Source organism: Mucilaginibacter angelicae (assembly GCF_042434235.1).
In the GTDB taxonomy this organism is placed as follows: Bacteria; Bacteroidota; Bacteroidia; order Sphingobacteriales; family Sphingobacteriaceae; genus Mucilaginibacter; species Mucilaginibacter angelicae.
In genome coordinates, this window is the sequence record NZ_JBHLTS010000021.1 from 614619 (window position 1) to 626784 (window position 12166).

Annotated in this window: 9 protein-coding genes and 1 tRNA gene; 3 read left to right on the forward strand and 7 right to left on the reverse strand. The window is 43.5% G+C overall.

The genetic code is table 11. The features are described 5' to 3' along the window. The first annotated feature begins 83 nt into the window (after window positions 1–83). The 3 genes from ACFFGT_RS12045 (at window position 84) to ACFFGT_RS12055 (ending at window position 2884) form a co-directional block, all read left to right on the forward strand. Window positions 84–758, forward strand: a complete 675-nt coding sequence (locus ACFFGT_RS12045; protein WP_377022784.1) for a response regulator transcription factor — start codon at window positions 84–86, stop codon at window positions 756–758. Further along, window positions 758–2008, forward strand: coding sequence for a sensor histidine kinase (locus ACFFGT_RS12050; protein ID WP_377022785.1), 1251 nt, complete (start codon window positions 758–760; stop codon window positions 2006–2008). Before ACFFGT_RS12045 ends, ACFFGT_RS12050 begins: the two co-directional genes overlap by 1 nt. Before the next feature lie 117 nt (window positions 2009–2125). After that, entirely contained in the window at window positions 2126–2884 is a 759-nt protein-coding gene (locus ACFFGT_RS12055; protein WP_377022786.1) for a hypothetical protein, read from the forward strand. An 84-nt stretch (window positions 2885–2968) separates the two neighbouring features. Here ACFFGT_RS12055 and ACFFGT_RS12060 read toward each other — a convergent pair whose 3' ends face one another. The 7 genes from ACFFGT_RS12060 to ACFFGT_RS12090 form a co-directional block, all read right to left on the reverse strand. Beyond that, window positions 2969–4054: an efflux RND transporter periplasmic adaptor subunit gene (locus ACFFGT_RS12060; protein WP_377022787.1), complete on the reverse strand. Its 1086-nt coding sequence runs from the start codon at window positions 4052–4054 to the stop codon at window positions 2969–2971. After that, the gene (locus ACFFGT_RS12065; protein WP_377022788.1) at window positions 4051–7215 is read right to left on the reverse strand and encodes an efflux RND transporter permease subunit; all 3165 of its coding nucleotides are present in this window, start codon (window positions 7213–7215) and stop codon (window positions 4051–4053) included. Before ACFFGT_RS12065 ends, ACFFGT_RS12060 begins: the two co-directional genes overlap by 4 nt. Continuing rightward, window positions 7212–8492, reverse strand: coding sequence for a TolC family protein (locus ACFFGT_RS12070; RefSeq protein WP_377022789.1), 1281 nt, complete (start codon window positions 8490–8492; stop codon window positions 7212–7214). The genes ACFFGT_RS12065 and ACFFGT_RS12070 overlap by 4 nt, the downstream gene beginning before the upstream one ends. A 205-nt stretch (window positions 8493–8697) precedes the next feature. Then, on the reverse strand, window positions 8698–9537 hold the full coding sequence (locus tag ACFFGT_RS12075) for a chromate resistance protein ChrB domain-containing protein (RefSeq protein WP_377022790.1): 840 nt from the start codon (window positions 9535–9537) through the stop codon (window positions 8698–8700). A 323-nt stretch (window positions 9538–9860) separates the two neighbouring features. Further along, window positions 9861–10739, reverse strand: a complete 879-nt coding sequence (locus tag ACFFGT_RS12080) for an RNA polymerase sigma factor (protein WP_377022791.1) — start codon at window positions 10737–10739, stop codon at window positions 9861–9863. Between the two features lie 45 nt (window positions 10740–10784). Continuing rightward, window positions 10785–11558 (reverse strand): SDR family NAD(P)-dependent oxidoreductase, encoded by a 774-nt coding sequence (locus ACFFGT_RS12085; RefSeq protein WP_377022792.1) that lies wholly within the window; start codon window positions 11556–11558, stop codon window positions 10785–10787. Window positions 11559–12003: 445 nt separating this feature from the next. Further along, window positions 12004–12090, reverse strand: a tRNA-Ser gene (locus ACFFGT_RS12090). Window positions 12091–12166: the final 76 nt, after the last annotated feature.

The following is a 12166-nucleotide window of genomic DNA, read 5'->3' on the forward strand; positions in this document are numbered from 1 at the left end:
GTAAATTACCGGATGATTTTGAAGCAAGTTTGTAGTACTTCAGCCTCTCTTCAGTTTCGGTTTTTAAATTTGATCAAAAAGCATTGAAAATCCTGGTAATAGAAGATGAGCAAGGTTTACGTGAAAACATCACAAGTTATTTGAATGTTGACGGCAATATTTGTGAAAGCTGCAGTGCGTTGACCCCTGCTTTGCAAAAACTTTCAGATTATGATTATGACTGTGTACTGCTGGATATCGGCTTACCCGACGGGGAGGGGTTTGGCGTGCTGGAGTATCTGAGCACACAGCAAAAAAACGAAGCTGTGCTGATCATCTCTGCACGGAACTCTCTCGACGATAAATTAAAGGGACTAAATGTAGGTGCAGATGATTATCTGACCAAGCCTTTCCACCTGGCCGAACTCAAAGCCCGGTTGATGGCCGTGTACCGCCGGAAAGCTTTCAATACAGGCAATAAATTGGTTTTTAATGAAATTGTTATCGATATACAGGGGCGTACCGTTGAAGTCAATAAAACAGTTATCGTTTTGACCCGGAAGGAATATGATATGTTGTTATATTTTATTGCAAACAAAGGTAAGGTGATTGCCAAGAATGCCATTGCTGAGCACCTTTGGGGGGATGAAATGGATATGTATGATAGCTACGATTTTATTTATACGCATATCAAAAATCTGCGGCGCAAGATCCTGGACTCGGGCGGGAAGGATTATTTGACGTCAATATACGGAATGGGTTATAAATTCACTGATTGATGAAACTGTCTGAGCATTATACCAGGACAAGCGTTTATATCACCCTGACTGTTTTAGTGATCGGAGCTGTAATTTATTACTTTGCTATCGATTATATTGGCAGGCAACAACTTGATCGTGGCCTTCAGCAGCAATTAACGGAAGCTGAAGAATACAGCCGGAGTAATAACGGTAACCCGCAGCAATATGATCTTGATCGGGATCATGCCGTATTTGTTAAGACCGGCAAAAAACTACTACAGAAGAGATTTTTTGATACTACTTATTTCAACCCAAAGGAACAGCGCAAAGAGGCAGGACGCGCTGTAGAAGACCTGGTGAAACTGAAAGACAATAATTACAAAATTGTGATCACCATTTCACGGGCCGGGCAAAAGAACCTTATTGAGCTCATTTCCATCATTACACTGGCCTTGCTGGCAGGTTTGCTCGCTGTGCTTTTTATCACCAATAAATACCTGCTTAACGGCCTTTGGAAGCCCTTTCAGCTCACCCTGAAAGAGATCAAACAATTTAATATTGCCGATCATGACCAGTTTAAAGGCAGGCCAAGCAAGGTTGATGAGTTTACAGAACTTAATGAAGCCATAAAAGAAATGTCATTAAGGGTAACGCATGACTACCTTAACCTGAAACAGTTTACCGAGAATGCATCCCATGAAATGATGACCCCGCTGGCTGTTGTTACTACCAAGCTGGACACTCTGATACAGGACGAAACATTGAGCGCTGAGCAGCTGGCACAGATTACGGATATCTACAGTTCAGTAAATAAATCCAGCCGGCTTAATCAGTCGTTATTATTATTGGCCAAACTGGAAAATAAACTGATCACCGAAGAAGAACCAATTGATCTTGAAATAACTCTTATTGAAAAAATACTCCAGTTTCAGGAGCTTATGCAAAATCGGGAAATCAATTTTCAGCATAACCTAAAGCCAAAGCATATACTGGCCAGTAAATACCTGGTTGATATATTGTTAAATAACCTGTTCGGCAATGCCGTCAGGCATAATAATGCTGGCGGGAGCATTTTTGTCAATATAAATTCAAATCAACTAATTATAAAGAATACCGGTATTGCAACCGCCTTAAACGGGCAGCAGATATTCGGGCGCTTTCAAAAAGGAAAAGATTCGCAAGGTACCGGGTTGGGCTTAACGCTGGTCAAAAACATTTGCCAGCTCTACGGCTATACTATTCAATACGAGTATGAGCCCGGCTGGCATAAATTTGTCATTACTTTTTAGGCGGGTCGCTGGTTTGTCACGTTTTTTATACACAGCCTTCAACTTCAATTTTGCTTCAGATTACCGCGATAGTTTTAACACGAATACAATTTGTATACGTTTTAAAGCCCAATATCGATGAAATATCTATGCTTGCTGATCCTTGCGTTTTGCTCTCTGAAACTTAAAGCACAGGATAATTATGAAATCCAGGTTTATGGTTCGGAAACTGTTGAAAAAGGTAAAACCATGGTAGAACTTCACAGTAACTATACTCTAAGCGGTAGCAAGTCCGTAACCAACGGCGAGCTCCCCACAAATCATGTTGAACATGAAACCATAGAGATCACCCACGGTTGGACAACCTGGTTTGAAACCGGATTTTACTTTTTTAATTCTATAGGCGACGCTGGCCGTACCGCTTACGTTGGTTCGCACATCCGGCCAAGGGTAGCTGCGCCTGAAAGCTGGAACTGGCCGGTAGGGGTAAGTATTTCGACTGAATTTGGCTTTCAAAAAGCCGCGTTCTCGGCCAATACGGCCACGTTGGAGATAAGGCCTATTGTAGATAAAAAATGGAATAAATTATATATCTCTGTAAATCCCACACTGGAAAAGAGTTTTAAAGGCCCCGATCAAGGCAGGGGTTTTACTTTTTCGCCTAACGTTAAGGGCAGTTATGATGTAACAAAAGTAGTTGCGCTCGGACTTGAATATTATGGCAGTACCGGCCCGTTTTTTCATTATGACCCTATTAAACAACAGGATCACCAGTTATTTGTAGCAACCGATCTAAATATTGACCCTAAATGGGAGTTCAACGGTGGGGTAGGCTATGGATTCACCTCAAACTCGGACAGGGCCATAGTTAAGATCATTGTAGGCCGCAGGTTTTAGATCAGAAAAAAAATGAAATACATGTTGGCCTGAGAAAGATACGATGTGAACGGGAAACATTAATCTATTGAGCGTTGTTCCCGTTTATTGTTTTATCTGCACAATTATTTCTTCTTTCAATTCCTCGTTGGCTTGTGCAACTAATTGATCGCCGGGTTTCAGATCGCCCGCTATTTCTGTCTTTTCCTTGCCGGTAAAGCCTGTTTTAACATCCACCCATTTCGTTTTACCATTTTCTACTTTAATCACAAACTTACGTTCCTGGGTGGTTACTACCGCTTTAAAAGGAACCAGGAACCCATCTTTAGGGCGGCTTACAGGTAATACGACTTGTGCAAACATGCCCGGTTTCAGCAAGCCGTTTGTGTTTGGAAAGGTGAGCTCCCAGGTTTCGCTCCGGGTTTGCGGGTCAATGGCATCTGATTTTCGGGCCAGCTTGGCTTTAAATACCTGCCCCGGATTAGCAGATACCGTAAATGAAGCCTCATTATCTTTTAATATAGTCGAATTATAAGCCTCCGGCACAGCCACCTCCACCCTTAAAGATGAATTATCCTCCACACGGAATAGCAGTGTTTTACCGGTATTGTCCACAAAGTCTCCTTTAAAGATGTTTCTCGCGGTTACCACGCCATTAAATGGAGAACGGATAACCAGGTAATTTTCCAAAGCTTTATTGGCTTGCGTTGCCGAACGGGATGCCTGGTAAACCGAACTATCCGTCCGCATCTGGTTACGGGCGGTTTCCAGCTCATTATCCGCCACAGCACCGGGCGTTTGAGCCGCCTTTAATAATCTTAGATAGGTTGATCTGCTGGATTCATATTTAGACTTTGTACCCATACTGTTATTTTGGCTTTGGGCTTGTACCGCCTTTAATTCCGGGGCATCCAGGATACACAGCACCTGCCCTTTCATAACTTTAGACCCAATGTCTACTTTCACTTCTTTTACATAGCCGGGTGTACGGGCATAAATATTAGCACGGTCAAAGGGGATGATTTCACCGGTAAGGTTCAATTTACTGGAAACCGGTTCCAGTTTCAGCGTGATCAGCTTAACCACGGGTTTTTCCGGCAAACCTTGCGGAGCAGCTTTTTCGGCGGGATTGCCGCCACAAGCTGTCAGCAAACAAGCCGGGATGAAGAATAGATATTTTATAGCTTTCATGATTGATTTTCGGTTAAAAAGTGATACTTACCAACAGGATCATCGGGATCTAAGGAAATAACAGGTACAGGGCGGTTGCCGATGGACGACTGGTAAATTAAAGGCAATATGATCAGACTGGAAAACATGGAAAAGATGAGGCCGCCGATAACGGCTGTGCCTAATGGCGATGTCTGGTCGCCGCCTTCGCCTAAGCCCAAAGCCATCGGGACCATCCCGGCGATCATCGCCAGACTGGTCATCAGGATCGGCCTGATCCGGTCTTTGATCCCTTGCAAATAGGGTTCGCTTAGTTTTTCACTTCTATGCTTTTCTGCCTGGGTGACAAACAGGATGGCATTAGCAACCGCTACTCCAACAGCCATGATACAACCCATATAAGATTGTATATTCAATGTTTTTCCACAGATCCACAACAGCAGCAGGCTGCCCGCTAAAATACCGGGGATAACCGCGATGATCACCAGCGATAAGCGGAACGACTGGAAATTTACAGCCAGCAGCAGAAAGATTACCACGATAGCCAGTAAAATGCCGTTTTGCAATTCCTGAAAAGTTTGTAAAAACACCTCAGCCTGTCCCGGCTGCTGGATCTTCATGCCTTCAGGCAGTTTACCTGTTGCTGAAATAATTTTGTCAATATCATTAATGGCGGAACCCAGGGCTTTGCCTTGTAAATTGGCGGTAATTGTAATAAAGCGTTTTTGATTTAAGCGGTCAAACTCGCCCTCAGTATTGCCCATCTTCCAGGTTGCTACATCCCGCAGATATACCTGTTTGCCATTGTTGGAACTCAACAGGATGTTATCCACCTGCCCCGGATCGTTCATAATCAGCTCGGGTACCTGCACCTGTACCTGGTAGGCTGTTCCGGCTGCTTTATCTACCCAGTAGTTTGGCTGCGTAAAACGACTGGAAGAAGTGGCGGCAGCTAAAGATTTACCGGCATCCTCTACTGTTATGCCTAACTGCCCCAGTTTTACCCGGTCAAATTCAATCTTCATGGCCGGATAACCCTGCGGCGCACTGTACGCTACATCCCGCAGGTATGGCAGAGCTTTCAAATGTTCAACAATCTTTTTTCCAAACTCCCGGTCCTGTGCCAGGCTTTTACCCAATACCTGTACCTGTACCGGTGTTCCTGTTCCCTGGCTCATCACTTGTTCCACCAGGTCGGCCGGTTCAAAAGAAATATGTGATCCGGGCATTTGCTTGTTTACCAACTGGCGAACCTTTTCTTTAAAATCATCAAGTTTAATACCTGCACCAGATATAAATTTGACCTTCAATAAAGCTTCTTCCGGCCCGCTTGTCCATAAGTGAATAACGCTCACCGGGTAGCTTGAACCTACCAGGCCAACATAGGCAGATGAAATAGCGATTTTATCACCGCCCGAAAGGCTGTCGATCAGGTGCAACAGCTGTTTGGTTTTCGTTTCCGTCCGCTCAATACGTGTGCCTTCCGGTAACCGGAGCCTCACCTGGAACTGTCCTGCATCAACTTTGGGGAACAACTCTTTACCAACGGTAAAAAACAGTACTGCCACTAAAGCTGTTGAACCCACCAGGTAAACATGTATCAGAACGTTCCTGCCCGAAGACAGGCGATGGATCAGTTTTTCATGTTTTTCTTTAAAACTGGTCATGCGTTTACCTTCTTTGGCCGTTTCTGCCGATTGATCCTTAAACAGCCAGTTGGCAATCACCGGAACAAAGGATTGAGACAACAGGAAAGAAGCTATCATAGCAAAACCAACCGAAAGGGAAAGCGGCAGGAACATCGCTTTAGGGATACCAGACATAAAGAAAGCCGGGAAAAACACGGCGAGAATACAAAGCAGGATCAGCAGTTTGGGTAAAGCGATCTCCTTACAGGCTTCCAAAATGGCACGGCCCTTTGGTTCGCCTTTTTCCTGGTGATGGTGGATATTTTCGATGGTTACCGTCGCTTCATCTACCAATATGCCGATGGCCAGCGCCAAACCGCCAAGCGTCATGATATTGATGCTTTGACCGAAAAGCTTCAGACAAATCACCGCCGAAAGCAAGGCCAGCGGTATAGTTAAAACAACAATGAGTGAACCGCGCCAATCGCGCAGGAACAACAGTACCATTAAACCGGTTAATAATGCACCTAAAATACCTTCTATCATCAGGCTTTTTATGGAATTTATCACATAGCCCGATTGGTCAAACTCATAGCTAACTTTAATATCCGCCGGTATGGCAGCCTGCATATCCGGTATAGCGGCTTTTACCTTCTGTACAACATCCCAGGTAGAGGCATCGGCGCGTTTGGTTACCGGGATATAAACCGAACGCTTGCCATTAATGAGCGCATAACCTGCGGTAATATCAGCGCCATTGTCAACTTGTGCCAGGTCATGCACGTAAACAGCGGGGCCGCTGCCGGTTTTTACCGGAATATTGCCCAGGTCCTGGATATTATCTACTACTGCATTTTGAGGTGCGATGAGCATCTGGTCACCCACCCGCAGGTTGCCCGCCGGGAGGATAGTATTCCCTTTGGCAATGGCCGTAACCAATTCTTCCGGGCTTATACCATAGCTGCGCAATTTATTAGGATCAGCTTTGATCAGCACAGAGCGCTGGTTACCGCCGAATGGCGGCGGTGCAGAGACGCCCGGCAGGGTAGAGAACATTGGTCTGACTTTGAATAAGGCCAGATCCGACACTTCGGCTAATGACCGGTTTGGACTGCTGAAAACCAGTTGGCCCACGGCCACACTGCCTCCATCAAAACGGGTAACAAAAGGCGATACGGTTCCGGGCGGCATAAAGGCCCGCGCCCTGTTCACCATCGACACCACTTCTCCGGTGGCCTGGCCCATATCAGTTCCCTCATAGAAGTTGAGCTTTAATAAGGTAACGCCTTGTATGGTTTTGCTTTCTACTGATTTGATACCTGTCACATATAAAAAATGGTATTCATAGTAAGAGGTTATAAAGCCTTCTATTTGTTCGGCTGATAAACCGCCATAAGTTTGGGCAACATAGATGGTCGGTGTTCCCAGTTTTGGAAAAATATCCACTGGCATTGTTTTGATAGAAACAACCGAAAAGAAAACAATCGCAATGACGGCCACGATGATTGTAACCGGTTTTCTCAGGGAGCTGTATAGAAACTGGATAATGTTCATTTGCCGTATTGATTTAAAAACAGGTTGAGGCTGCCGCTATAGGCCGCTTCATTCAACAAAGCCCGCCAGGCACCATAGTAAGCTATCTTCATGGTAGCCGCAGACTGAAATAATAATTGCTGAGCCTGGATCACATCATAATAATTGATCAGGCCGGATTTATATCTGGACTGGATGGCTTTATAAGAATATTCGGCAGAATGGAATTGTTGAGGCGCCAGTCTGGCTGATTGTACCGCTTTTTGAAAATTGGATGCTGCTATCTCTTTTTGCGTGTTCAGGTGCAGTTCAGTTTGCGCCAGCTGCTCCCGGCTGGATGCAGTAATGAGTTCCTGTTGCTTCCATAGAGGTTTCTGCCTGAAAATTTCCAGAATAGGAAAGGCAATTTGTGCCCCAACGCCATAATTATACCGCTGAAAGCTCCAGCCGTCGCTGGAATTGACTGAACCATCGGCACCAATGCCCGACCCTCTGCCATAACCGGTGCTCCAAAGGGTTAAGCGGGGTAAAATACTTTTTTTAAGTGACCTTAAAGCCAGTTCATTAGCAGTGATGTTAGCCTTTCCAAGTTGCACCTCCGGGTGATCGGCTGTTGAAGTATCGGTCAAAGAAATGACCGGAAGATTGTTAAAAAGCGAAGAATCCACTGAAAGGCCGGCAGGTAATTTACCGCCGGCCAGTTCTTTAAGAGCGATCAACGTAGAATCCCTTTGTCTTTCAAAGGCGATCAGCTGCATTTCAGCCCTTGTGTATTCCGAATGAAAAGAGGAGGAATCGGTTCCGGGCCTTAAGCCGCTGATCACTAAGGTTTGTGCCTGCTTTAAGTTAAAAGCCGATTTATCGATATTGGATTGATAAACCTTGATCAGGTTGCTAACCAACAAGTAATTCAACCAGGCACTGATCACATATACCTGATGCTGAAATAAAGTTAAGTTTTCATCTGCCTGGCCATATTTTAACTGGCCTTTAGCGAGATCAACTTCGGCACGCCGCTGGCCAAAAGTGATGGGTTCCCATTGCAGGTTGAGCGCTGCGGCGCTTCCGGGCACTCCGCTGTAGTCATTACCCTTACTGGGCGGCCCGCTTATCGGCATGATATATTGCGGGTAGATCATGCCGGTTATGTTATTGGCTGTAGCGTAATCTACCTGGTAAGAGGCATTGAGCGATGGGATCAAACCGTTTTGTTTATACTTCACCACGTATTGCAGGGCCTGCGTTTGTAGTCTTTTCGCTTTGATCAGGGGATAGTTGGCCGTGGCGGTCCGAAGCAAAGAATCAAGATAAGATTTACCTTGTGCAGAACTCGTGTGTGGCCATAAAAAACAAAGGAACAAACCTATAATCAGGCTGATCTTTGGAAAGACGGTTAAAACGGGAAATTTCATAGCTGGAAATCCAGTGCTGTATTTGTAAGTACAATGCTATGGCAATTTCGGGCTCCAAAATAGAACGAATTTTACCAGAGTAGAACCTGTTTTACTTTTTGGTCAGATTTTTTTTGTAGTCGGATGCTTTCATGCTCATTTGTTTTTTGAAGATCCGGTTAAAATGGCTTTGATCTGAAAAACCAGTGAGGTAGGCTATTTCTGATAATGAATAATCGGTAGTTTCCATCAAGGTCATTGCTTTTTCGATTCGCATTTTTCGAATGTAATCTCCAAAAGAAAGATTCTCAAAATGTTTGGAAAACTCCCTGGATAGGTAAGCCGGGTTGATCTCCAGTTCTTCGGATACCTGCTGCAAACTCAAGGTCATATTGGTATCGATCTGGTCCTGGATCATTTCCCTGATTTCCTTTGCCCATTTAGGTGTCTTTTTAGAGCCTTTTTGTTCAAGGAACTTATTGAACAGTTCCAGCCAGAGCTGACCCACCGGTTCTTGTGTGTGCTTTTGCTGATACAGATACTTTGCCCAGGTATAGAGGCCATCATATATTTTCATACCCAGCTCCAGCAATTCATGATCGTTCTGGATATTCTGTGCCAATCCTAAAAATATGGCGGATAAACCAGCTGCTTGCGGCGCAAAATCGAAGCGATCGGTATCCGCACCGCGAACAATGGCTGCTATACGAAACAAAGCATCGTCTTTTAAGCGGTGCTTTTTCAGGAAATAGTCAAATGAACACTGATCTTCGTAATGGCTATACTCTACATTTGGTATATCAAAGGGAATCGCTTCCAATTCTGCTGCTTTGATCAGCACCTCATTTAATGGTACATAAATGATCTCGCCCTCCGGATCAATAAACCTTTTGATCAGCCAGGGACAAGCAATACGGTCGATCTTGGGACGTTCACGGGTGATCCATTTCATAATATCAAAGTTAAAAATCTAAAGCAGTATTGATAAGCCCTTTTCATAACCGGCAAATCAATACTACAGATGGCGGGCCATAAATAGGTACAAAATCTGTAAGAAAATGGGAGTTATGGTTTTTAAAAACAATAGTTTAGTTAATGCTGGTTTATGAGGTAAAAGCAACCGGAACATGCGGGATATTAGGACCCGGATCGGGGCTTTGCCTTTTGAATGTTATTGAAACAAAACCATTGAGACATCGTTGATTCGCGCCTAACACCGGATAAAAATTTAACATATTAAGGGGGGTGATCGTTTATCGGGATTATAAGGCTTTCTTAGTTAAGGTGGAACATAGTTTTAATCTCATTATTAAATAATAAAGACCGGACAATCTCATTTGCAACTTCATGTTTTTCATAATTTTGTGCTTTGAAAAACCCTATATAGTTGTCCTCCATCAACTGGTCAAGTTCATCATTTATTTGAGGTGAAACCGACCGGATTGTTTCTAAAGCTTCAGGCATAAATTTTTTCAGAGTCGGTTCCACTTTGCCTTCCTTAATAAATCCGATTGTTTTTTTATGACAACGGCAAGGATTGGCCGGATTCACCAATCCACACTTATTTTCCATAAATTGAAAAAGGTCAGCTCGGGCTCTCGACAATTGTTTCCGGAAATTTTCTGGAGAAATTTCCAACAGTGGCGCAGCTACAGTAGATTTCATGTTAAAGATAGCTCCCAGTATAAAAATAATTCTTTGCTGTCTGTCCATACAAAGCAACATGCCACTCATGCATTTATTCCTCGTATCATCAATCAAATCGCTATAAATGACCTGCTCTTCAACACTCATTTCTTCAGATGCATGCGCATTTTCGATAAAATCACCGAGCTCTTCAAAGGAGGCTGTTTCCAGCCTCCTCTTATTGTCATGGTTTTGAATGAAATGGTTGAAAACTATACGGTACAACCATGTTCTGAAACTGCTTTTGCCCTGGAATTGGCTTAATTTGGTCACCATTTTTATCAAACCTTCCTGGGTTAGATCAGCTGCATCTTCAGCATTTCGTGCTAATCGCAGCGCGACATTATAAACAAATCGCTGATGCAGCTTAATCAAGCTTTCCAAAGCGGATTTTGATCCTTCCTGCGCCTCTTTTATAAAACGCATCTCCTCATCGGTATCATAAGCGACTAAAAAAGGATTCATCATATTTGTATTGGAAGAAGACATGTTCAGAGCATCTAAATTAAAAAATTAATTTCGTCCTGCCATAACGCCCCCGTCGACATCCCAAATGGCACCGGTCACCCAAGAGGCTTTTTCAGAAAGCAGGTGCACAATTGTATTGGCTATATCTTCCGGTTTCCCGTTCCGGCCAATCGGCTGAAATCCATTAAAACCTTTTAACGCTTCAACAGCAGCCTCCTGTCCTCCAAAAACCTTATCATAAACTGGTGTTTCAACGACTGCCGGAGATACTGCGTTAACCCTGATATTATATTGCGCAAGTTCCATTGCCAAATGCTGGGTTAAAGAATGCAGCCCCGCTTTCTGCATTGAATAAGCAGATGAAGGTGTGGCCCTAACAGATTGCTTTGCCCACATTGAACCGATATTAACTATGGAGCCGTTTTTATTATTAGCCATTAGTTTGGCTACTGCCTGTGTTATAAAAAACAGTCCCCTATTTAAATCAAGATAAGAATCATAGTCAGTAGAAGTATGATCCAAAAATGGTTTTGGGCTAAAAATACCTGAAGCATTAACCAGATAATCAACGCGGCTTATATCATTGCCGAGCTGATTGATAAAATCAGCAGTTTGCAGACGATCTGTCAAGTCAACTTTGTAACCTTTAATATTTCCACTGCCAGACAATTCGTTAACGGCTTGATCTATATTAACCTGATTCTTACCAACAATAACTACCGCAGCTTCATTTTGTAGTAACAATGCCGTTGTAGCTTTACCAATTCCGCTTGATCCTCCAAGTACCAAGGCGGTTTTACCTTTAAATTCGTTTTCCATGTTTTCGTTTTATCATTAGACACCTTTATTAAAAAGTGTGACAACCACCTGAAACAGTAAAGAATTCGGAGTGTTCTCCATAAACTAAAATTATTACCCTTGCTGCAAGGTGGGGGTTACTGTTTTCCAGTTATATGAATGCGTTTTTTGGAATGATATTTAAACCAAGTCCTTTAAACATTGGTAATCGGATGTTTTTATAAAATCTTCTTTGATAATGACATGCTGCTGCTGGGCAACAGGCGCTAAAAGAATTTGCTCAAAAACTGTTGAGCAATGCCCCTAAAACCAAAGTGGACTTTCAACATGTAGCAGCCGATGGTGATTTGGTTTTCACTACACGTTAAGACCAAGAATTTTAATGGCAAGGATATGGATACGTAAAAGAAAAAGCCCTTTAATTTTGCAACTAAAGGGCTTTTGATATTTTTGTTGATGTAATCAGCGGAGAGCTAGGGATTCGAACCCCAGGAACCTTTCACAGTTCAACAGTTTTCAAGACTGCCGCAATCGACCACTCTGCCAGCTCTCCGGGGACAAAAGTACAAATCCGGGGCGAATTGCCAAATTTGAATTTCACTTTTTTTAATTTAATTAAATAATCTATA